The sequence below is a fragment of the Mesorhizobium sp. M0778 genome (assembly GCF_040320105.1).
Taxonomy (GTDB): domain Bacteria; phylum Pseudomonadota; class Alphaproteobacteria; order Rhizobiales; family Rhizobiaceae; genus Mesorhizobium.
Window position 1 is genome coordinate 76,518 of sequence record NZ_JAMYPA010000022.1, and the last position, 20,200, is coordinate 96,717.

The 20,200-nt window shown below is 57.5% G+C and carries 18 protein-coding genes and 5 pseudogenes; 7 read left to right on the plus strand and 16 right to left on the minus strand.

From position 1 onward, the window contains the following. Positions 1 to 41 precede the first annotated feature (41 nt). From NKI22_RS25280 to NKI22_RS25295, 4 genes are all read right to left on the minus strand, one after another. The gene (locus tag NKI22_RS25280; RefSeq protein ID WP_352959078.1) at positions 42 to 1,049 is read right to left on the minus strand and encodes a membrane dipeptidase; all 1,008 of its coding nucleotides are present in this window, start codon (positions 1,047 to 1,049) and stop codon (positions 42 to 44) included. A gap of 82 nt (positions 1,050 to 1,131) precedes the next feature. After that, positions 1,132 to 2,316 carry a mandelate racemase/muconate lactonizing enzyme family protein gene (locus tag NKI22_RS25285; RefSeq protein ID WP_352959080.1) on the minus strand — a complete coding sequence of 395 codons (1,185 nt, stop codon included), beginning with the start codon at positions 2,314 to 2,316 and terminating at the stop codon, positions 1,132 to 1,134. Between the two features lie 84 nt (positions 2,317 to 2,400). Next, the gene (locus NKI22_RS25290) at positions 2,401 to 3,423 is read right to left on the minus strand and encodes a dipeptidase (protein WP_352959082.1); all 1,023 of its coding nucleotides are present in this window, start codon (positions 3,421 to 3,423) and stop codon (positions 2,401 to 2,403) included. A gap of 89 nt (positions 3,424 to 3,512) precedes the next feature. After that, on the minus strand, positions 3,513 to 5,078 hold the full coding sequence (locus tag NKI22_RS25295; protein ID WP_352959085.1) for an ABC transporter substrate-binding protein: 1,566 nt from the start codon (positions 5,076 to 5,078) through the stop codon (positions 3,513 to 3,515). A 222-nt stretch (positions 5,079 to 5,300) separates the two neighbouring features. On the opposite strand from NKI22_RS25295, the gene NKI22_RS25300 reads away from it, so the two are divergent. Then, complete coding sequence (locus NKI22_RS25300; RefSeq protein ID WP_352959131.1) at positions 5,301 to 6,182, plus strand: LysR family transcriptional regulator; 882 nt, start codon at positions 5,301 to 5,303, stop codon at positions 6,180 to 6,182. Between the two features lie 170 nt (positions 6,183 to 6,352). Here NKI22_RS25300 and NKI22_RS25305 read toward each other — a convergent pair whose 3' ends face one another. The 3 genes and pseudogenes from NKI22_RS25305 to NKI22_RS25315 form a co-directional block, all read right to left on the minus strand. After that, the gene (locus NKI22_RS25305) at positions 6,353 to 6,721 is read right to left on the minus strand and encodes an IS66 family transposase (protein ID WP_352959087.1); all 369 of its coding nucleotides are present in this window, start codon (positions 6,719 to 6,721) and stop codon (positions 6,353 to 6,355) included. A gap of 71 nt (positions 6,722 to 6,792) precedes the next feature. Further along, positions 6,793 to 7,023, minus strand: a pseudogene (tnpB, locus tag NKI22_RS25310) (IS66 family insertion sequence element accessory protein TnpB); the annotation flags it as partial. 562 nt (positions 7,024 to 7,585) lie between these two features. Beyond that, complete coding sequence (locus NKI22_RS25315) at positions 7,586 to 7,708, minus strand: hypothetical protein (protein WP_352959089.1); 123 nt, start codon at positions 7,706 to 7,708, stop codon at positions 7,586 to 7,588. A 192-nt stretch (positions 7,709 to 7,900) separates the two neighbouring features. Between NKI22_RS25315 and NKI22_RS25320 the strand changes: the two are divergent. From NKI22_RS25320 to NKI22_RS25335, 4 genes and pseudogenes are all read left to right on the plus strand, one after another. After that, positions 7,901 to 8,002: pseudogene (locus NKI22_RS25320) on the plus strand (site-specific integrase); the annotation flags it as partial. A 62-nt stretch (positions 8,003 to 8,064) separates the two neighbouring features. Beyond that, positions 8,065 to 8,433, plus strand: a complete 369-nt coding sequence (locus NKI22_RS25325) for a tyrosine-type recombinase/integrase (RefSeq protein ID WP_352959091.1) — start codon at positions 8,065 to 8,067, stop codon at positions 8,431 to 8,433. Beyond that, positions 8,430 to 9,362 carry a tyrosine-type recombinase/integrase gene (locus tag NKI22_RS25330; protein ID WP_352959093.1) on the plus strand — a complete coding sequence of 311 codons (933 nt, stop codon included), beginning with the start codon at positions 8,430 to 8,432 and terminating at the stop codon, positions 9,360 to 9,362. Before NKI22_RS25325 ends, NKI22_RS25330 begins: the two co-directional genes overlap by 4 nt. Beyond that, positions 9,359 to 10,366 carry a tyrosine-type recombinase/integrase gene (locus NKI22_RS25335; protein ID WP_023699563.1) on the plus strand — a complete coding sequence of 336 codons (1,008 nt, stop codon included), beginning with the start codon at positions 9,359 to 9,361 and terminating at the stop codon, positions 10,364 to 10,366. Before NKI22_RS25330 ends, NKI22_RS25335 begins: the two co-directional genes overlap by 4 nt. 189 nt (positions 10,367 to 10,555) lie before the next feature. Here NKI22_RS25335 and NKI22_RS25345 read toward each other — a convergent pair whose 3' ends face one another. Beyond that, positions 10,556 to 10,882: a transposase gene (locus NKI22_RS25345; protein WP_352959097.1), complete on the minus strand. Its 327-nt coding sequence runs from the start codon at positions 10,880 to 10,882 to the stop codon at positions 10,556 to 10,558. 135 nt (positions 10,883 to 11,017) lie between these two features. On the opposite strand from NKI22_RS25345, the pseudogene NKI22_RS25350 reads away from it, so the two are divergent. Together NKI22_RS25350 and NKI22_RS25355 are read left to right on the plus strand one after the other, a co-directional pair. Further along, positions 11,018 to 12,071, plus strand: a pseudogene (locus NKI22_RS25350) (IS5 family transposase). 350 nt (positions 12,072 to 12,421) lie between these two features. Then, positions 12,422 to 12,757 (plus strand): annotated as a pseudogene (locus NKI22_RS25355) (Tn3 family transposase); the annotation flags it as partial. On the opposite strand, the gene NKI22_RS25360 reads toward NKI22_RS25355, so the two are convergent. The 8 genes and pseudogenes from NKI22_RS25360 to NKI22_RS25395 form a co-directional block, all read right to left on the minus strand. Further along, a complete protein-coding gene (locus tag NKI22_RS25360; protein WP_352959099.1) occupies positions 12,756 to 13,628 on the minus strand; it encodes a PhzF family phenazine biosynthesis protein in 873 nt (290 codons plus the stop codon). The pseudogene NKI22_RS25355 and the gene NKI22_RS25360 sit on opposite strands and share 2 nt — an antisense overlap. 41 nt (positions 13,629 to 13,669) lie before the next feature. Next, positions 13,670 to 16,303, minus strand: a complete 2,634-nt coding sequence (locus tag NKI22_RS25365; protein WP_352959101.1) for an AMP-binding protein — start codon at positions 16,301 to 16,303, stop codon at positions 13,670 to 13,672. 807 nt (positions 16,304 to 17,110) lie between these two features. Beyond that, positions 17,111 to 17,848: a class I SAM-dependent DNA methyltransferase gene (locus NKI22_RS25370; protein WP_352959103.1), complete on the minus strand. Its 738-nt coding sequence runs from the start codon at positions 17,846 to 17,848 to the stop codon at positions 17,111 to 17,113. Between the two features lie 574 nt (positions 17,849 to 18,422). After that, entirely contained in the window at positions 18,423 to 18,677 is a 255-nt protein-coding gene (locus tag NKI22_RS25375) for a hypothetical protein (protein ID WP_352959105.1), read from the minus strand. Then, positions 18,674 to 18,901, minus strand: coding sequence for a hypothetical protein (locus NKI22_RS25380; RefSeq protein WP_352959107.1), 228 nt, complete (start codon positions 18,899 to 18,901; stop codon positions 18,674 to 18,676). Before NKI22_RS25380 ends, NKI22_RS25375 begins: the two co-directional genes overlap by 4 nt. A 47-nt stretch (positions 18,902 to 18,948) precedes the next feature. After that, the gene (locus NKI22_RS25385) at positions 18,949 to 19,119 is read right to left on the minus strand and encodes a hypothetical protein (protein ID WP_352959109.1); all 171 of its coding nucleotides are present in this window, start codon (positions 19,117 to 19,119) and stop codon (positions 18,949 to 18,951) included. Between the two features lie 177 nt (positions 19,120 to 19,296). After that, the gene (locus tag NKI22_RS25390) at positions 19,297 to 19,683 is read right to left on the minus strand and encodes an AAA family ATPase (RefSeq protein WP_352959111.1); all 387 of its coding nucleotides are present in this window, start codon (positions 19,681 to 19,683) and stop codon (positions 19,297 to 19,299) included. Beyond that, positions 19,593 to 20,182: pseudogene (locus NKI22_RS25395) on the minus strand (integrase core domain-containing protein). Before NKI22_RS25395 ends, NKI22_RS25390 begins: the two are co-directional and overlap by 91 nt. Positions 20,183 to 20,200: the final 18 nt, after the last annotated feature.

Consider the following 20,200-nt stretch of genomic DNA (forward strand, 5'->3'; position numbering starts at 1 on the left):
GATCCTATCGCCTCGCCGCAGGCAGAAACCTGTGCCCGAACTTAACTGCCCCAGATTGTCTCGTAGACCCTGAGGAGATTGCCGCCGTAGATGCCTACGATTTCCTGTTCGCTGAACTGCCGGCGCAGAAGGGCCTCGGTTAGCGCTGGCAGCGAGCGCGGCGTCTCAATACCGCCAGGGAAGAAGTGAGGTGGAGGTGGGTAAGCGTCCGGGGTCCACACATTGTCGGCAACGTACTTCTGATACTGCATCAACGCGGCGGCATCATCTGTATAAGGATACTGGCCGGCATAATAGTCGATGCCCAGCGTAACATGCTGCGGGCCCACGAGGCTGGAGATATGGGCGATGTGGTCGATAAAGCGATCGATCGTTGGCCGCTTGTCGCCAGACACGAAGCCAGGGAAGCCAACAACTCCAATTGTTCCGCCTTGGGCGGCAATTGCCTTAATAAGCTCGTCGGAGAGATTCCGGGCAGACGGGTGAACGGCTTTTGCGTTGGCGTGGGACACGATGACCGGCACCGACGAGTGTTCGATCGCATCCATGGTTGTTCGAACCCCCGTATGAGCGCAATCGACAATCGTACGAACCCGGTTCATGCGCTCTACGACCTGCAGCCCAAATCGGCTCAGACCAGCATCAGAGCGTTCTTCGCAGCCATCGCCGAGACGGTTCCTGACGTTGTAGGCGAGCTGCATGACGCCGACCCCGAGCACCTTGAAGGTGTCGATGAGATCCAGTTTATCTTCGATGGGTGCAGGCCCCTGGAAGTGCATAATGATGCCCATCTTGCCGAGCGCTTTGGCCTTGCGGACATCGGCCGCCGTGCGGACGAGAAGTAGATCGTCACGTTCACGCAGCAGCCGGTGCCACGATGCAATTTTCCGCAGCGTAACCTCTGTCCCATCCCAGAACCCAACCGTCGGAGCGATCGCAGTCAGACCGCCCGCCCGATACTCGGCAATCATGTCCCGGTCATCCAAAAGGGGACATACCGCGTCGATAATGATCGCATTTTGGTGGAGGGATTCTGCGGCCGCACTCATAGGCGCTCCTCGCTTTTTTCCGTGATGATGAAAGCACGCGGGAGGGATCCCGCGCGAGCTATCTCGTCGAAAAACATTGGCGTCAGTGAAGTGGCAGACGCCTGTACCGCCCCGGCTGGTTCGGATCGAAGAAGTGGTTAACCGGACCGTTGTCCAGGAAATGCTTTGCCCATCGAGCCATTGCCGCAGGGTCGAGCTCAACGCCGAGACCATGCCCTTCCGGCACAGGCACCATGTTGTTGGTCTGCCGGAAGGGTCCATTGCGAATAATGTCGCCCACTTGCCAATGAAAGAGCGACTGCGAGGCCTCGGTGATCCAAGGCGTGGCAGCCACGACATGGAGGTACGCCGCTGTCATTATACCCAAGTCGTTAGAGTAGCACCAAAAGCCCTTGCCCATGGCTTCGCAGGCGGCGATGAACTTCAGCGCCTTCGAAAGACCTCCGAGGGCCGCGAAGTTGCAGACAAAATAGTCGGGAGCGCCAAGCACTACGGCGCGCCGCAAATCGGGGACATGGGTCGAGAACGGGATACGGGAATGCTGCCGCAACGCAGCCATCTCCTCGAATGTCGCGACCGGATCTTCATAGTTACGGATGTTGAAAGGCTCAATCTCGCGCAGAACCCAACGCGCGGTGGTCAGCGACCACTGCATGTTCGAGTCCAACTTGATCTGTGCCCCCTCGCCCAAAGCTTCCCGGAGCATTCGCACCGTGCGGATCTCGAGCAGAGGATCGCCCAATATGAGCTTACCCTCGAAAATGGTCGAACCGTGCTCTTCGCGCATTTTCAGGCAATGCTCTACGACAGCCTCGGGCGTCATTTCCCCGCCTGCTCCGTCCTGTTCGGGACGAAAGGCAAAATACTCGGAAAAAGGGATGTCTTTACGGACCGCGCCGCCCAGCAACCGATAGAGCGGCATTCCAAACACTTTGCCCCGAATGTCCCAAAGCGCGAGTTCGACCGCGCCAAACGCAATCGATGCAGCATTTTCACCAGTGTTGACCGTGATCTGCCAAGGCGGGACGCAGCGCGCTTCGCAGTCCGCAAGGTCGAGCGGGTCAGCCCCGATAAGGGCTGGAGCGATATGGGATTTGACGACCTCGCCAAAGTGCCACCAGGGCGCTTCGCCCAGGCCGACAAGACCGGAATCAGTCTCAACTTCAATGATCGATTTGGACGCGCCGCCGTAGAGACCCGCCGTCCACCACAAAGGCGCCGACAGCGGCACGTTAACGTGTGTGATTTTGATGTTAGTAATCTTCATAGGAATTCCGAACAGAGGCTTTGCTCGGAGATACATGACATCCCCGAGCATCGATGACTTGTTGCAGCGTTTGGAAGCCGGGTGCTAGACCCAGACCGCAGTAGCCACCCTCGCGAAGTTCTGTCCCATGATCTTCTTCACGTCCGTGTCGCTGTACTGCCGAAGCAGAAGGCCCTCAGCTATGTCAGGGATCTGCTCGGGGAGGATGAACCGCCATGACGAATAGTCCCATTGGTCTGCCTCTGACTCGGGCCAGACATTGGGGAATTCTTTCACCAGGTTCGGCATCTCGTCCGGATCGAGGACGGCGTCCAAGCCCAAGCCAACATGGTCGACGCCCACCAGGTTCGCGACGTAGTCGATGTGGTTGACGATCGTCTCCGGCGTACAATCCTCATCCGCGGCCATGTACTTGCTGACGCCGTTGATACCCACCACCCCGCCAGTCCGGGCACAGGCCTTGATCTGGTCGTCGCGCAGATTGCGATCGTGGTCCCAGAGCGCCCTAGGGTTGGAGTGTGTGAAAATGACAGGGGTCTTAGAAATCTCCATGACCTCCATCGAAGAACGATAGCCGGTATGGGTAACATCGACCATCATGCCGACACGGTTCATCTCGACAATAGCCTCGCGACCGAGCGGCGTCAGAGGAATATCCTCATCGGTGCAGCCGCCGGCGAACGAGTTGTTCTTGTTATACGCCAGGTTCATCTGGCGTATGCCCAAACGGTGAAAGGCCCCAATCATTTCAATGTTTTTGTCGAGGGCATTTGCGCCTTCCAGATCGAGCGCAACGGCCAGTTTGCCCTCTCGTTTGGCACGTTCGACATCCGCAAACCGGTCGACGAGCACGTACTCGTCGCTATGGAACTCAAGCCACCTGCGGTAGTGGGCCGCGCAGCGGAGGGATTCCTGCCAGGAAAGGGCGTCCCATCCCACATTCAGACCAATGAAAGTAGCCCCGCCATCGCGCCAGCGCGAAAGAAAACTTAGATCTAAAGTGGGACGGCAAGCGACGCCGGCGTGCGTGTCCCAAATAATCGATTCAGCGAGGAGCTTTCGGACCGCTTGAGCGGTTTCTCGTCCGTCATTCAAAGTCTTAGTCACGTTTTCACCCTGTGTTTTCAAAAGTTGGATGTGCGGGACCTCCACGCTCGAAGGTTTCGAGCGTGTGAGGAAGAGCCGAAATGCGAGCGTCAGGCCTCGAACCAGCAGTGGGCGAAGTTCTTCGCCTCGCCGTGAAAGTGATTACCGACGAACCCCTGAACGGTTTTTGCCAGTCCGTTGATGGAGGTTGAAAACATCAGGGTTATGTGGCCCGCGTCTTCCTGCACCATTTTTGCGGCATCATGGTAGAGCGACTTGCGCTTTTCGACGTCGAGCTCGGACCGGGCCTGGGCGAGAAGCTTATCAAACTCCGGCCGATACCAGTTACCATCGTTCCACGGAGAGTCGCTTGCGAATGGCTGGGTGAACGCCTGATCTTCCGTGGCCAGGCTGCCGAAGTAAGAGGCGCAGAAGGGCTTTTTCATCCAGACGTCGCTCCAATAACCGTCTGCCGGCACACGCTTTGGATTGACGGTAATGCCAGCTTTGGCGGCGGTCTGCTGGAAGATTTCTGCAGCGTTGACTGCTCCCGGGAACACGGACTCTGATGTATGAAGATCGATCGCGCCGCTGTGACCAGACTTCTTGTAATAGAAGCTTGCTTTATCAGGATCGTACGTGTGCTGGGGCAGTTCGGAATAAAGCGGATAGATAGAATTGATGGGATTGTCGTTGCCGATAGTCCCGTATCCCGCCTGCGTGCTTTTTAGGATCAAATTCCGATCAACCGCATATTTGAGCGCTAGCCGCAAGTCGGGGTTGTCAAATGGCGCCTGGTTCGTCTGCATCACGAAATAGTAGAACGTGGTCGTATCCGCCACGTCGATCTTGACGGACGGAGAACTCTTAATCCGCCCGACAAGGTTCGGTGTGAGCTCCGACGCAAAGTGCGTTGAACCGGCTAGAAGCGAGGACATCCTGGCCATGTCATCATTGATAACCAAAATCTCGAGCTCGTCGAACAACGGTTGCTCTGGCCTGAAATACTTCGGATTGCGCTTGAAATTGTAGCGGACGCCCGGTTGCGCCGAGTCAAGCATAAATGGTCCCGTTCCGATCCCTTTGGCTGGGTCTTCTCCCTCGGGTTGGGCGATAAGCGCCGCATTGGTCATCAGGTAAGGGAAGTTGACGTCGGGCGCAGCCAGGGTAACCGTCAATTGGTGAGGGCCGACCACCTTGACGTCCTTGATCGCCTTCATCAGGGCGGCGGCACCCGATTTCGTATCGGGGCCGCGGTGACGGTTCAGCGAGTAGACCATGTCGTTGGCAGTGAATTCTTTACCATTGTGAAAGGTGACATCCTTTCTCAGGGTAAATGTCCAGGTCTTTCCGCTGTCGCCCGGCTCCCAGCTCTCAGCCAGCTCACTGGCCAACCTTCCGTCCGTGGTGCGTTCCAGCAGCCGGTTGCCAAGCTGATAGGAGACAAAGAGCGGGACCGAGGAAGGCATATTCGTAGGGTCAACCGTATCGGTCGTCGATCCACCCTTGACCCCGGCGACAAATTTGCCGCCGCGTCGTGGTGTTTGAGCAAATGCCTTAGTCGGCAGGACAATGCGGCCAACAGCTCCGGCTATGCCGAGACCTACGGATCCACGGAGCAAAGCTCGTCGATCCAGCTTGAGCAACGGCTTGTTGCTCGAATCTTCAAGATCCATCGTTAGCTCCCATTGGCTTTTGGCGGCCGTCAAACGGCGGTTCCCTTGTGGGTTTCTCGTCCGGATGATCGGCTCTTCGACGTCGCAATTCTAGCTTCGGAACGACCGGCGTCCCAATACAACTTGGGCACCGATTGTTGTTGATTTTGTTATGAATGGCGGGATAAAGTAGCAGTCGGTATAGCGTTGCATGGAACCTGGATGGCATCTCCGTCCCTGGAAATGAGGGAGCTTCGTGCCTTTGTGGCTGTTGCAGAGGAGCTAAGCTTCGTGGGTGCGGCGAAGCGGCTTAACGTTGCCCAACCGGCTTTAAGCAGGACAATCAGCATGCTGGAAGCCAAGCTCGGTGTGCAGCTTCTAGACCGGACGACTCGATCAACACATGTCACCCTCGCCGGCAAAGTTTTTCTGGCAGAAGCGCACTATACGCTCGCTCAGATGAAAAGGGCGGTTCAGCTCACGCAAGAGGCAGAAATCGGCCTCACAGGTGAATTGCGAGTTGGCTACATGGATTTTGCGATCCACAGTCCTATGGTACCCCTTCTGGCTGAATTTAAGCGGACCCATCCGCTTGTGAAAATCAGCCTAAAACGTCATCGATCAGACGCACAGTCCACCGATCTTAACGCCAATCGTATCGATATTGGCTTTGCCGTCAGGCACCGCTTTCAGCGCAACGTAGAAGTGATGCCGTTCACGCAAGAACCGTTGGTCGCAGTGATGAGCCGACACCACCGGCTCGCGGAACAGGAACGCATTTCAGTAAGCGATCTCGCGGAAGAGCCGTTCGTGATGGGCGATCGCGAGGGCTGGGAACTTTACCTGCCGACCGTGGAGGCATTCTGTGCAAGTGCCGGGTTCGTACCAAGGATCGCTCTCGAGGCGCAGGATGGAGCTACTATCTTCAGTATGGTAGCCGCGGGCCTTGGTGTTACGCTTTATCCGTCATGCGTCCGCAACGCTGAGCTACCCAACCTGGTGATTAAAGAATTTGTCGAGGCTTCGCCACTTGTCGAAACATTTGTTTTGACCAGACAGGCAGGCTACTCGTTGGTGACCGGCATGATGGTGACCTACCTCCAGCATCTCCTATCAGCCAGGTAGGCAGCCAGCACGCTACCGCCGTCGCTCCATCCGCAGGCTTGCACAAGATTGGTGAAGAAGCGTTTGCGCGGTGAATGTCGATGACAAGGGTCGTTATCCCGTCAACCCCTCACGTGTTACGAGACCCTGCTACCATAATGCCTAGGCCATCTCGGTGATGCTGGCCGCCGCTACCCATGTGCTCCGCTTGTCGTGTGTTGAAAAACGACCGTTTTCCGCACATTTTCCATCTGCGCTTCGATGGCCGCTACGCCGGTTTCGATCTCGTCGAAGACAAGCCCGTACTGCTCCTCGCTCAGCGCGCCGGTCCGCAATCTTTCGGAGCGGCTGCCGAAGCGCGACCGCTCCAGCATCTTCACCACCGCCGTCAGTCGTGCGATCCGCTCCTCGGCGCTCTTGTTGACCAACTCGAGATGCGTGTTGTGGGCTTCGAGATCGGCGTTACGCTCTTCCAGACAGGCGGCTTTTTCGGCCTTGGCAACAACCATCGCCTTGAGCGCGTCAACGTCGTCCGGGAGCGCAAGATCGGGTGCCGACATGGCCCGAATCAGAGCATATTCGCGAGGCGATTTTCCCGCCTTTTCAGCACCCTGATTTATCATGCCGCAGTTTACCCAACCGATTGCGGCCGCCTGACGGGCGCTGTCCGCACTCGTTTCCAGTCCATTCCGTCGACCAAAGCCATCAGTTGAGCGTGGTTGATCTGGACCCGGTGATGACCGATCCGCGGCCAGCAGAACTTCGCCTTTTCAAGTCGCTTCAAATAGAGGCACACGCCGAAGCCGTCCCACCAGACGATCTTGATTCTGTCGGCTCTTTTCGCACGGAAGACGTAAAGCGCACCGGTGGCAGGTTATGTGGCGCGCCACATAACCGCATTTATGCGTCGGGCGAGATTATGTAGCGGAGCCTTCCTGGTGCCAGCCTAGGCCCGCCGGTCCGGATTTTTCCGCCACATAATATTTCATGCCTCTCTCATGGCGCGGGATTCCCCTGTGCCACAACGCCGGAGGGGCAGAATGCTCGAGTTCTATTTTTCCTATTGTGGGGTGCTCCTGCGTAGCGGTGCACTCGGTGGCGAGATGGATCGCCTCGCGGAGCATTTTTTCACCCTTGGTTATAAGCGAGCGTCTGCCACGATTTACCTGAGCCGGATTGCGCGCTTTAGCCAGTTTGCCGCAACGCGCTGTGGTCCGATGCCTATCTCTCAAGATGTCGTCGACAGCTATTTGTGCACGTTTACTACGGATACTCCACGCATTGGAGCAGTGTCGGCACTGGGACACGCGCGGCGAGTGGCTCCAGAACGCTTCCTTGCTGCTGTTCCCAGTGTAGATAATGATCCGAATGCTCCGCTTCTGAGCTCCTTTTCGGACTATCTGAGCAGGGTGTGCGGACTGGAGTCAAAGTCTCGCGAAGGCGTTCTCCTGGGCAGCCGCCGCTTTCTGGATTGGTTCCATCGCCACCATTCCGGCCAAGACCTCGACGCATTGACGGCTGAGCATGTCCTTGCCGCTGTCGAACATCGGCTGTCACTATCGGCGACCTCCGGTACCCGCACCGCAGCAACTTCTCACATCCGGACATTTCTTCGGTTTTTGTATTGGGCTGGCCACCACGATCAGGATCTCGCGCGCGTCGTCCCCAGGACGCCCCACTGGCGTTTGGCTCATCTGCCGCCGCGCCTTGCATGGGATGACGTTCGGCGTGCAATTGATATGATCGGCGCAACGGCACCGGTTGACGTCCGCGATCGAGCCGTCCTGCTGCTGCTCGCCACCACGGGCATTCGCAACGGTGAGCTGCGCGCCCTTCAACTGCACGATATCCACTGGCGAACTGGCGAGGTTTTTGTCCGGCACACCAAGGGCAAGCGTGATGGGTGGCCCCGCTCATCGAGGAAGCCGGTGCCGCGCTCGCCGACTACGTCCTGCGCGCTCGACCGAAGGTGGATAGTCCGTATCTGTTCCTGTCCTTCACGCCGCCCGTGGCACCATTCAAATGCGCGTCGCCTGTTTCGAGGATCGTGCGGAAGCGGTTGCGACATGGCGGGGTTGAACTCGGGCAGGTCGCAGGTGCGCATCTCCTGCGCCACAGTCTTGCCACCCAGCTCGTCAAGCAGCGAAGGCCGATCAACGAGGTCGCCGATATCCTGGGACACCGCAGCATCAACACAACGGCGCTGTACGTAAAGGTCGCGACGTCGCAACTTGCCGAGGTCGCACTTCCCTTTCCGGGAGGCGTGGCATGACCGCCTTTGCCCGATTCCTCGGCGAGAAGGCCGAGTGTTACATCGAGCTACGCCACTCCCTCGGCTATGCCTTCAGCAAGCAAGCCGGCACGTTGCGGGCTTTCGTGAGGTACATTGAGCGCGCTCAGTTCGATGGGCCTGCCACTCGAACTTTGGCGCTGGATTTTGCCCTGTCGTTCAGCGGCGCCGCCAACAGCCGTGTCAGTCGTCACGGCGTGCTGCGCCGGTTTTACGAATATCTCGCCGTCTATGACGCGCGAACCGAAGCCTTGGAGCGCAGAGCTTTCCCCAGATCCAGAGCGATTCCGCCTCCGCGAATCCTCAGCGAGGCCGAGTTGGCATCACTCATCGACGCATGCCGCCGCATCTCGCCGGGAATCCTTCTCAAGGGGCGGACAATGGCCACGCTGATCGGATTATTGGCGAGCTCGGGGCTGCGATCAGGCGAAGTGGTCAGACTTGATCGTTCCGACGTTGATCTGGCCAACGGGATTCTCCTCATTCGGAAGACGAAGTTCCGCAAGGACCGTCTCGTTCCAGTTCACACGACGACCCAGGCTGCCCTTCGTAGCTACGTCCATGAACGGGATGCCGCTTTTCCCATGCCCAAGGACCAGGCCTTTTTCCTCAGCTCTCGTGGCAATCGCCTCTCGGCGACAGGCCTGCAAAACGGCTTTGCCGAGGCCCGCAAGCTTGCTGGTCTCGATGGCGGCAAGCCATTAAGGCCACACGATCTCAGGCACCAGTTCGCCGTGACCCGTCTCGGCCTCTGGCATCAGCAGCGCGCAGACGTTCAGGCGTTGCTCCCGTTGCTCGCCACATATCTCGGTCACGCCAGCTACAGCGACACTGCCTACTATCTCACCGGTTCGGCAGATCTTCTCGCCATTGCGGCGGAGCGCGCCTTCCTCGACGGAGGTGCAGCATGAGCGAACACCTGCTGCTGGCGCCGCTCCTGGAGTCCTACTTTCGCCGGCGCTTGACCAAACAACGCAATGCGACTCCCGCGACCGTGGCCAGCTATCGCGATGCCTTGCGCATGCTGATCATCTTTGCCGCCACCCGATTGGCGAAGAAGCCGGCCGCATTGGCACTCGAAGACCTCGATCGAGACCTCGTTCTCGCCTTCCTCGACGAGCTCGAGGAGAAGCGCAAGAACGTCATCGCCACGCGCAACGCCCGACTAGCGGCCATCCGATCCTTCTTCCATCACGTAGCAGCCGCTGACCCGGCGTCCTTCGGTGTCGCCCAACGCGTGCTGACGATTCCCATAAAACGGGCTCACATTGAGGTGACGCACCACCTCACCAAAGCCGAAGTGGACGCCCTTATTGCGGCCCCCGATCAGAGGACGTCCCGTGGGCGGCGCGACCGAACGTTTCTACTGTTTCTGGCACGGACCGGCGCCCGGGTCTCCGAAGCCACCGGCGTCAACGCAAACGACCTTCAGTTGGAACGGCCGCACCCACAAGTACTGCTGCGCGGCAAAGGGCGCAGAGACCGCGTCGTCCCCATTGCTAAGGACCTGGCGCGGGCGCTGACATCCTTGTTGAGCGAGCGCGGGATCGCCCATCACGAGCCGCGAGCGATATTCGTCGGCGCCCGCAACGAACGCCTGACTCGTTTCGGAGCGACCCATATCGTGCGGCGTGCGGCCACAGAGGCCGTGCCTACCAGGCCGGCCTTGGCCGACAAGCCCATATCGCCGCACATCTTCCGGCACTCCCTCGCCATGAAGCTTCTCCAGTCCGGCGTGGACCTTTTGACGATCCAAGCCTGGCTCGGGCACGCACAGGTCGCCACGACCCACCGCTATGCCGCAGCGGATGTCGAGATGATGCGCAATGGACTCGAGAAGGCGGGCGTCACCGGCGCTCACGGCGTGCGTTTCCGACCAAATGACTCCGTTCTGCAACTGCTGAACAGCATCTAAATATTATGTGGCGGAAAAATCCGGACCGGCGGGCCTAGGCTGGCACCAGGAAGGCTCCGCCACATAATCTCGCCCGACGCATAAAGAACGGATCCGAGCCGGCATCCCGCACCAGCGCAAGCAGGCCATCGAGGCCTTTTCGGAAGTCCACCGGGTGGCTCGCAAGATAGACCTTCACCCCTGCCGGGATCATACTGAGCGCGCCGCCCGCAAAACACGCCGCAGATGGTCCTTGCACACAGTCGCACCGGCCCGGACGGTCATGCCATTGACCACAATCTCAATGGTGCGGGAATGGTGAGCCTGAAGCCTCCCAAGGCCGGCCTCCTCATCCTTGCCGGCGCGTTCCACCTCATCCGTCTTGGACGCCGCAGCCCGCCAGCCGAACAATTGCGATAGGCTGATCCCGATCTCTCGAGCCAGGGCCGAAACACTGGCGCCAGGTTCAGAGATCCTTGCTACCATCTCGGTCTTGAACGCATCCGAACCATCGCCGCCTCCGCGCGACCGGTGCACCCTCGAAGCGATCCGCAACCGCCTCAATCAATTCGACACCTCGAAAAACCTGGCAATCGAGAACGCATTTTGATTCACTTCGCCTGGTGATTTGCACGGAGACGTTGGATGTGAGGCCAGGCTGGGTTCTGGGACATTGACGAGCGCTATGTCCGGCTGAGCGAGGCCGGCGATCCACTGGAGAAGCTGAACGCGGTGGTGCCTTGGGAGGTTTTCCGGAAACCGCTGGCCAAGGCGCTGAAGCGCTCCGATGGCGCCAAAGGCGGCCGGCCGCCCTTTGATGCGGTGATGATGTTCAAGGTCCTGGTTCTGCAGGCGCTCTACAGTCTCTCGGACGATCAGGCCGAGTTCCAGATCCAGGACCGGCTTTCCTTCATGCGCTTCCTCGTGTTGGGGCTCGGCGACAAGGTTCCCGACGCCAAGACCATCTGGTTGTTTAGGGAGCACCTCACGCAGGCCCTGGCGATGGAGAACCTGTTCGCCCGTTTTGACAAGCACCTCACCAAGGCCGGTTATCTGGCGATGGGTGGCCAGATCGTGGATGCCACGATCGTGGCGGCGCCGAAGCAAACGCAATTCCGATGCTGAAAAGGCCGACATCAAGGCAGGAAAGGTGCCGGACGAGTGGCAGAAGAAGCCAGCCAAGCTGCGCCAGAAAGACCGGGACGCGCGCTGGACCGTGAAGTTCTCGAAGGCCAAGGCCGATGAGGAGGGAAAGACGAAGCAGCGCGATATCGCCGTTCCCGCCTTCGGCTACAAGAACCATGCCTCGATCGATCGCAGGCACGGCTTCATCCGCGGCTGGAACGTCACCGGCGCCTCGGCCTGGGACGGGGCGCAGCTTCGCAACGTGCTAGACAAGAACAACACCGGCTCGACGGTGTGGGCCGACGCCGCCTACCGCTCGAAGAAGAATGAGGCGTGGCTGGACAAGAACGGTTACGTCTCCGACATTCATCACAAGAAGCCGAAAGGCCGGCCGATGAGCGAGGCGATGGCACGGGCCAATGGCCGGCGCTCAAAGATCCGCGCTTTCGTCGAGCACGTCTTCGCGCAGCAGAAATCCCGTATGGGCCTGTTTGTCCGCACGATCGGCATCGCCCGCGCCCGCACCAAGATCGGCATGGCCAACCTCGCCTACAATCTCACCCGCTTCGTTTGGCACCAGGGGCGAACTGCGTTCGCATGACGGCGAGAGCGGCGGAAAACGCCGCCGCGATGCCGAAATCGGCAACCAGCATCAGCCCCAACGACCGAAATCCAGCCACCGCCGCGCGTCAGGCTGTTCGCAACCTCATTGCCGCACCACCCCTCTGGAAATGCCGGTAGTTCGAGATGTCCAATTGAAAGCTTCTATCCGCAGGCATAGGCGCAGACATAGAAATTGACACTGAAAGCTCCTCGGCTACTTCAGTGTCATCATCGCTGCCGCATACTTGCTGCGCCAGATGGGGTAGCCTTCCCACTTACCAGTGGCCTATGTTTTGGACGAGCTGTTCGACCACGACACGATCCTCGACATCTGGCGACGTGACGTAGATCGGCGCGCGTACCGTTGCACCCTCGATGATTCTCCAAAAGCTGGCTGCTTCACCGAATCCGAGTCAGATGGCCAAAGCCTTGCGGGAGCTCGGCCGTATCGAACGATCCTTGTTCATGATCGAGTGGTATTCCAGTCCGGCTTTGCGTCAACGGTTCTAAGCCGGTCTCAACAAGGGCGAGGCAGCGCACAAAACTCAAGCGTGCTGTCTTCGAATTCCATAAGAGAGGCGAAATCTGCGACCGATCGTTCGAAAGCCAGACATTCCGCAGGTCTCAATCATCGTCACGGCGATAGTCCACTGGAACACCGTCTATCTCAGCTGCGCCGTCACTATCGATCGACCCCCAGCTTTGCTTTTCCTCCAACGATTACGCGGCCTTCCGATGATGAGAACTCAAGAACTCCCCCGCTCTTAGATGCCTGCAGCGCGCGCAAGTCGGTTTTACCCAGGACCCTTGCCCAGTATGGGTAGATCTTGCAGTGTGCCGACACACAGACCTGATCCTCGTCGATTGCGATTCTTGGGGAAAAGAACCTTGATACGAAATCAAATTCCCTGAGCACTCCGTCTCGATCAGCCAGAGCTGTGATCGCAACACCGCGGCAATCGATCTGAACTATGCTGTGAAAATTAGGCACATAATTAACGACGGCATGTTCGTTGTCGACGATAACAACATAATCATCATATGCCTTTCGAATCTCCTTAACCTGGATATTCATGCATCGTTGGACTGCTTCGTATTCCATCGGATCCGCAGGAGTCGTGTCAATAACCGGAAGCGCGACTTGTACGACATCGCCTTTTTGCCAAGCCTCGAGATGCCCGCTCCGGGAGTGATAAAGGATTCGATTGGAGCGACCATAACCGGCGCTAAACAGCCAATATGTCGCTGCCAATGTTCCATGTCCGCAGAGGTCCAATTCGGAATTCTGCGTAAACCAGCGAATTTCGAAATCGTCAGTCTCCTCTAAGGCGCGAAGAAACACTGTCACAGGCTGGTGAAAATGTTGGGCCAGCAGCAGGCACTCGGCGATCTCTGGATATCTATCATAAAGCACGACGGCCGCCGGATTGCCTCCGAACCGGTCGTCCGCAAACGCATAGACCACCTCTGACGACGGATCGCCACGCGAACGGCTCGCACCACGCACCTCCTCGCTCAAAGCTGGTGGTAGAATAAAACCTTTTTGGGCCGTCATGTCTCAAACTCCTTAGGCCATCGATCTAGGACATGTCACGGCTAAGAATTTCGCTCTTCGCTCGGATATGCCTGCTGCGCCTCGGCTCTGGCACTATGATGTAAGAATCCGAATGGTTCGGTTCGCATGATGGGAACCAGCTTGGACTCCATGTCTACTGCGTTCACCAGCCTTGCGTAGGTCCCGGCTATTGCGAACTCCCGCATAACACCTCTCATTTCGCGAATGTCACGCGTGGTATCGTGTGCAAGAAACGAATATTCGGGTCGGCCCTTGATGTCGCGAATATAAACGGGCGTCGCCACGTCAATCGCGCCGCCTCCGAAATCGGCGCGCCCTTGCAAGTTGATCGTCTCGCTGTAGGGCACATCCGCTAACAGTTCGCACCGATGCACATGAGTAAAGCTTGACGTGCCTAGGCCGACAATCAAACCAGCCGAACGGCTTATCTCACCAAATATCGAGTCGTCACCGAACGGACTGCATTTCCACCAGTCGGCTTCGCACAATTCCTGCGCACTCGGGCCGATCACGACCATTGAATAGGCGGGATGTTTGGTGCGCCCAGCCGGAAGCTCTCGCATGACAATATCGGCTAAAACTCCCGTTTCGGACTTGTTTTTTGTCCAGTGAAAAGACCGGGTCTCACAGTAACTCAATGTGAATGCCGGAATAATTACGGTACAAGAACACGAGAGACTCTCTATCTCTTTGAGAATAAGGGATGTAACGTCATTCGACGTTACGTTTCTAAATGCTGCTAGCGACGAATGCAGTAGAATTGTTCCAGGAGATAGCATCTCAATGTATTCGATAACTTGTGCTAGCTCATTCCGCAATTCGGCAATCTCTCCACTTCTTCGCTTGACCGTTTGAGATTCGCTAAGATAGACTGGTTGCATTCGCCTTGCCCAATCCTCAAGCGACAGGTCTTGCTCTCGATAAACGTCGTCGGAGAACATAAGGCCGGTTTCGGTCAACTTGATCTGTATCTCGAGGAAGTCCAGGGAATCAATATTGCACTCTCGTACCAGCGAGCCGGGCAATACCCATTTTCGCTTGACGGCGTGTACCGCCTTCAGCAAATGGTCCAACGGTGATCTCATTGTACGCTCGGCCTCGGGTGCGTCACAGCTCTCGGTTGCCCTCAGCGCCTGCTTGGCAGTTCTCTCAAGGGCGCGCTGGTCGAGCTTTCCATTGGCAGTAAAAGGAAGCTCTACAAGAGACGCAACGAGCCTCGGAATACGATCATTAGGCAGCGCATCTAACAGCCGCCGGCGAACTTCATCCACGTCGGCGCTCGCGGGCGTGACCAGGCAGACCAGTTCCTGCCCCGTATCGTCATCTCTATCCACCACGACTACTGCTGAATCTGCGCAGAGGCCCGTCCGGTCGATCGCGCTGGTAATTTCTCCTTTCTCCAGTCGGATTCCTCGGTACTTAATCTGATCGTCCTTTCTTCCGACAAACCGCAACCCATGTTCTTCCGATGCCACTACGTAATCCCCAGTGCGGTACAGAGCTTGCACGCCGTTGGACGTAGTAAATGGCACGAAGCGCAGCTTCGATTGGGCATCGTCAGCCACATAGCCGTGGGACGTCTGCATACCGCCCACCCAGAGCTCCCCCTCGATACCAAATCCGACGTTGGATTTGCTATCGTCAAGAACAAATAAATCGACGTTAGGGGCTGGATTCCCGATGTACATTGGAAGCTCTTCATCGAGACGTCGACAGTAGTGATAGCTAACTCCAACGCAGCACTCGGTTGGTCCGTAGTGATTTATCAGAGTGGTGTTGGGAAAGACCGAGTAGAACCGACGCCTGATTGAATCTTGTAAGGATTCGCCACTGCAGAGCACATATCTGAGGTCGGTGAATCGTTCCGATAGGTAAGGAATTCGCTCAAGGGATCCCAACAAGCGCCGCAGCAATGTCGGAACTGTTTGAATAACATTTGTGCCGCTTTGTATCAGGAATTCAATCGTTTCGATTATCTGTCCTCCCAGTTCCGTGCTAGGTAAGACAATTGTCCCGCCGGTCGCAAATGGTACGAAGAACTCGGGGATTGAGAGGTCGAATGTTGGTCGTGTAAGCTGCGAAATGCTGGCGCTTTCCGAAAAATCGAGCATGTCGATATTCCAGTCAACCATATTCAGAAGAGCTGTCTGGGAAACTGGTACCCCTTTCGGGATTCCCGTAGTCCCGGAGGTATGCATGACATACGCGATGTCTGTGAACCCCGAATTGCCGCCGTCGCTCGTCAGAGGGCGCTCAATGCGTATCGAACCACTCGGATCCTGACTAACGATGGCATTTGCCTTGGTATTGCGCAGTATGGGATCCAATCGGCCGTCCGTTTCCGATGGATCAACAGGCACAAACGCAACGCCCATCATTTGAGTGGCGAGAATGGCAGTGACCAAATCAACTGATCGAGGAAGTTTGACAATCACCGCATCACCGGGACGAACACCGACGGTCTTGAATCGATCCATAAGACTGAACGCGGAAATACCCAACTCCTGGTAGCTTATGTCGCCATTCTCACTCGTGCGCACAGCGGTGTTCGACGGAAATTCTTCCAAAGTCTTGGCGATAACATCTGCTATATTGTTGCCGCCAAAACGTAACGGCCGGCGCGGACCGGACAGAGTCGATGTGAGAGGTTGCATCGTAGGGTCTCCATTACAGTTTCGGTCATCCGCCCTGCGGTGATCAGGAACCAACTTGGACACTTCGCCGGAACGCGGCCAATCCCATTTTCGTCAAGCGTTGCGACTTGGGAGCTTCAACAATCGTGCCAACTGCACGCAGAGAGCTCGCGAACAAATAATCCGCAGAGTAATCAATGGATTAAAATACGACTTCGTCGAACGCTGATCGTGGGCGACCTTGAAAACCCGTCAGCAGTTGTCGGCTACCCGACGTTTTCCGACAAAGGGGTTCCTTCCCACGTGACTGGCCTGCTCAACAGGAGCCCACACCTTTGCCACCGAATAGCGAATGGGCCCCCTCACCTGAAAATTCATTGGGGTTGGCGCATGGCGCATGTGGTGCAAGCGTGGAAATGACGCAGGGTCCGGTTGCTTGCGCCGATCCGCACTGTTTTCTCGAGACCACATCCGCCATGAATGATCCTACGATACCGCGTGTAGCAGCAACAAATTCGATGGCAAGCTCCGGCATGGCGATGCCCATCCCTCGTGGCCACAGGGGCTAAGCAGAAACGTACGGTGCGGGCCGAGCTTGGATGGCGGCGGCCGCTGCCGCCGACCAGCGGGCAAGATCGTCCCGACATTCAGCAGGGCGCGGCAGGAGTAGCGGGCCAGGTGCCAGCCGCGGATGCGGCTTGTAGGCCCTGCGAACAGAGACTATCCCCATCGCCAATACGATCCCGCAATGACGATACTGCAATGGAGAGTTGTCTTGCGCTTTTTTGGAGGACGCTCATCAAAAATTGGGCCCTACAAAACACCGAACTACAGACCGAGACGGCGGTAAGTTGAGATATGACGGTTCGACCCTTCGGTGAACGGACCTCTCGCCCAATCTCCCCAACGCTCCGCTAGTCTCAGACCTGCACATTGGGCCATTGTATCGAGTTCCTGATGATAAACGTAGCGAACGCGATGCGGTAAGCGCTTAACCGATGTACCAGAAAACCATAGGAGGGTTGAGGCTAAGTTCTGAGATAGTGGATCGTGGACCTCGGTATGAAGGATCGTATTCTCCTGATCCAGGAGTAGTGTAGTAATTCTCTGTCCGCTGACGAAACCATCCAAGGCCGGCACATCGAGTTCAATCACCAAAATCCCCTCTTCATCTAGCGCTTCCGCGGCAGATCGGAGGCAACTTATTTGGGATTCACGTGTGGAGAGCAGCTTAAAGGTGTTATAAATGCAATACACCAGATTGTAGCGTTGCTCTGACCGGAAGTTGGCAATGTCTCCGTTCCAAGCTTTAACCAGGTCTGTGCGCCTAGTGAGAAGTTCCAGCATGTTGTCCGAATTGTCGATACCTTCCACTCTGGCGCCCCGTTCGCTCAATGGCACTGCCACCCGTCCGTCCCCAATACCAAGTTCAAGAGCACTGCCTCCGATGGCGTATCCCTCAAGAAAAGCAACGGTTGCGTCTGCCTCGGCAATCCTACCTCGTAGAGTGGTATATTTATCATAAATCGAAGCCCAATTGGCGTCGTAGATCACGTCATCAGACATTTGACTCTCCTGTAGCTAGACCTTACTGTATTGTAATAATGGCAATATAAGTACCTTCTTTGTGGCCACGAGTACGTTTGTCCGTTCCGAGGGACAAACTTGATCGCCATAGAACAGATCGCGCATATATTGCGTGGGGGCAGCCCAGCGACTGACAGGTTTTAACTAGCCGGTGTTATTCCCCGGCATCGACCCATTCCGTCGCACGGAGCTGATCGAAGGATCTTGAGCCTATCAGGTTGTCAGGCCAAATCATCGGCTGGCACACCGACCGGTTCCGTTGCTGGCGTACTCCGCAGTTCAAAGCGCAAAAGCAATGCCAACTCAAAAAACCGCTTCCGTTTACTGCGTTGGCCTTTCATGTCTGGTTTTTGTGTCGCTAATACAACACTGTTTTGCCAGGCTTCCAACAAAGGTCAACGAATCCGTCAAGGAAGTCAAAGTCGCAACCGGCGCGCCTGGAAGCTTCTACCGGGACGCGTCCGGCCACCACCATTTCACCGAACCAACTGCCATTATCGACCGCTCCAATCTATGTGACCCTGATTACTTTCATCGATGAGATCCACCAATGCTAATCAATCTCACCATCGACATGCTGCGCTCGGCCGTTACGGGATGGCCCGCCTGCCGGATCCACCACTCCACAATGAGATGCGGCTGGCTGATCGTCTCCGGCCGGAAATAGAGCACCCGCGTTCCCAGTGCCGGCAAGGGATTGCGAAATCGCCGAGACCCGCGCCAGAGTTCGGTCGAAATAGTCGACATAGGCGGCGGCTTCCTTCTCCTTGCCGAGAAGGCTGCCAATGATCGCCCGCGCCGTCTTCACGTCATCGGGCTCCTGCCATTCAATGACGACCGCAGGCACGCCGACGCGCGCCCCGCATCCGCCATGGCCGGATAGGTCGTCAAGATGACATCCGGCTTGAGCGCGAGGATCGTCTCCAGGTCCGGTTCCCGGCTCTTCGTCTCGATCAACGGCGCGTCAGCCAATTGCGGCGCGAAGACCGTTTGAAAGGTCCAGCGCGGGTTTTTGCCGAACCGCGGCGGCAAACCGCTGACGAGTCGACCCGACGCGCCGAGGGCGAACAGTAGGCTGTTTAGTGGCGCACGGCGCCCATGGTGGCGAACCCCTTGACTTCGCCCGGCACGACGACGCTGCGCCCTGCCATGTCGGTGATGGTGCGGACCCCGGCTGCATCCGCCCCCGGCAGGGCGAAGCCTAACAGGAGCAGTAAGAAGACTGAAATTTTCAGTAAGGATCGACGCATAATGTCAATTTTCCCTCAGAGTTTGGAACCTACCCAATCGGCGGGCTTCGCTCGGACAGGAAAACATACGGTCATGGGACCGAAGCCATCGTCGCCTACACCGACGGAGACCAGCCGCACCGGCACATCGTACAGCGCGCTCAGCGTGACATCTCTGACCACATGGGCTACGTCTCCCTATGCGAGCACGAGCCCGTGCTTCAGCAGCACCGCTCGCGTCGCCGCCACCAGGGCGTGGTCGGGATCATGCGTGGAAAATACCACTGTGCGCCCCTGCGTCGCCAGGCCAGCGATGATGTCGAGAATGCGCGTCTGGTTGGCGAAATCGAGGCTGGCCGTCGGTTCGTCGAGCACGATCGTCGGCACGTCCTGTGCGATTGCGCGGGCGATCAACGCAAGCAGGCGCTCGCCACCGCTCGACAGGTTGAACGGATGGTTCGCCAGGTGGCCGATTCCGAAACGGTCGAGGCTGTCTAGGTGTGGAGCCTCAACAGGTTGTCCAAGGTTAGATCGAGGCGACTGATGGGTGGTTTGGACTTTATGCTGCCGTGTGGCCGACGCCAATTGTATCTGTGCAGCCAGACAGGCAGTTCGGCGGCGCGGTGGTCTGAAGTCGGATAGGCGATGGCATAGGCCCATTCTCGCAGTGCCGTCTGGATGAAGCGCTCGGCCTTGCCATTGGTCTTTGGCGTATAGGGCCTTGTCCTGACATGCTTGAGGCCGAGATCGCGACAGGCCTTGGCGAATGCCTTCGATCTGTAGCAGGAGCCATTGTCGGTCATGACGCGGGCTATGGTGACGCCGAGGCTGGCGTAGTAGGCCACCGCCGCCTGAGGAAGGCAATGGCGCTCTCCTGTTTCTCGTCGGGCAGGATCTGGAAGAAGGCGATGCGGGAAGCGTCGTCGATACAGACCTTATAACGCTCGACCCAGCGCGCCGCGATCTTGGCCGACACGCCGTAGACGCGCGCCACATGGGCTTTGGAAAAAGCGCCTTCTATCACCGACAGCGCCATCTCCTCTCGACGCAGCGACGTGAGACGGGCATTCTTGTGGATGTTCATTCGGACCCTCCGATGGAT

Bases quoted from the DNA above. Each gene is read 5' to 3' on its own strand.
- NKI22_RS25370 (WP_352959103.1), bottom strand. From the start codon at position 17,848: ATGTCTGATGACGTGATCTACGACGCCAATTGGGCTTCGATTTATGAT.
- NKI22_RS25315 (WP_352959089.1), bottom strand. From the start codon at position 7,708: ATGTTCGACAGCGGCAAGGACATGCTCAGCCGTCAATGCGTCGAGGTC.
- NKI22_RS25305 (WP_352959087.1), bottom strand. From the start codon at position 6,721: ATGTCGGCACCCGATCTTGCGCTCCCGGACGACGTTGACGCGCTCAAG.
- NKI22_RS25385 (WP_352959109.1), bottom strand. From the start codon at position 19,119: ATGCGTCGATCCTTACTGAAAATTTCAGTCTTCTTACTGCTCCTGTTA.
- NKI22_RS25360 (WP_352959099.1), bottom strand. From the start codon at position 13,628: ATGACGGCCCAAAAAGGTTTTATTCTACCACCAGCTTTGAGCGAGGAG.
- NKI22_RS25365 (WP_352959101.1), bottom strand. From the start codon at position 16,303: ATGCAACCTCTCACATCGACTCTGTCCGGTCCGCGCCGGCCGTTACGT.
- NKI22_RS25295 (WP_352959085.1), bottom strand. From the start codon at position 5,078: ATGGATCTTGAAGATTCGAGCAACAAGCCGTTGCTCAAGCTGGATCGA.
- NKI22_RS25330 (WP_352959093.1), top strand. From the start codon at position 8,430: ATGACCGCCTTTGCCCGATTCCTCGGCGAGAAGGCCGAGTGTTACATC.
- NKI22_RS25300 (WP_352959131.1), top strand. From the start codon at position 5,301: ATGAGGGAGCTTCGTGCCTTTGTGGCTGTTGCAGAGGAGCTAAGCTTC.
- NKI22_RS25280 (WP_352959078.1), bottom strand. From the start codon at position 1,049: ATGAGTGCGGCCGCAGAATCCCTCCACCAAAATGCGATCATTATCGAC.
- NKI22_RS25335 (WP_023699563.1), top strand. From the start codon at position 9,359: ATGAGCGAACACCTGCTGCTGGCGCCGCTCCTGGAGTCCTACTTTCGC.
- NKI22_RS25285 (WP_352959080.1), bottom strand. From the start codon at position 2,316: ATGAAGATTACTAACATCAAAATCACACACGTTAACGTGCCGCTGTCG.